2 pseudogenes are annotated in these 703 nt (G+C 53.3%); both read right to left on the reverse strand.

What is annotated here, in order from left to right:
- Nucleotides 1-459: pseudogene (locus tag BFF42_RS19275) on the reverse strand (IS630-like element IS630 family transposase); the annotation flags it as partial.
- Nucleotides 460-573: 114 nt separating this feature from the next.
- Nucleotides 574-703 (reverse strand): annotated as a pseudogene (locus BFF42_RS19280) (IS5/IS1182 family transposase); the annotation flags it as partial.

A 703-nucleotide genomic window follows, 5' to 3' on the forward strand; every position in this document is an offset into this window, starting at 1 on the left:
ACGGATACGCAGAGTTGGCGCAGCCCTTCGCCACACAATCCCCGCAGACGGCAACCAGCGGCGAACGGTTCCGGCATTTAACTGGCAACCGGTTATCTCATTGATTTTTATTGCCAGCAGTTCTGTACTCCAGCGTGAACGCTGGTAGCCAAAGTCGCCGGGAGAATGTTTTACCAGCTCACGTAACAGTGTGCAGATATGCTCAAACGGCCAGCGACGGGCACGCCCGGCAGGTAATGATTTCAGTCCCTCAACACCCGACTGCGTGAACCAGTTAATCCAGCGTCCAACAGAGGAACGGGCGCAGCAGAGCGTTCTGGCAACGTCGCTGACACGGTCGCCCCGGTGCAGCATCAGCATGGCAGTCAGTCTGCGGGCATAATTTTTATCGTGTGTTTTATGGATGGCTTTCTGCATCAGGCGTCGTTCGTCACGGGAAATTGGTGCTATGATCGGCATTGCTCAGTCCGGTTGGTGATTTGTTTTGATTTGGCGATTGATCAGATCGCACAATCCGGGCTAAGTTCCCTCAAAGGGATCTACTATTCCGCGCAGCTATTTAGGCTGTGTCCCTTAATTACGTAAGCGTTGATAAAAGAGTCGGATGCAGCCCAGTTTCACCATCGCCAGGTAATTTCTCGCCGTTTTGTCGTAACGCGTGGCGATGCGGCGATATTCTTTCAGCCGCCCAAAGCACCGTTCA

The sequence above is a fragment of the Shigella sp. FC1661 genome, from assembly GCF_001712525.1.
Lineage (GTDB): Bacteria > Pseudomonadota > Gammaproteobacteria > Enterobacterales > Enterobacteriaceae > Escherichia > Escherichia coli.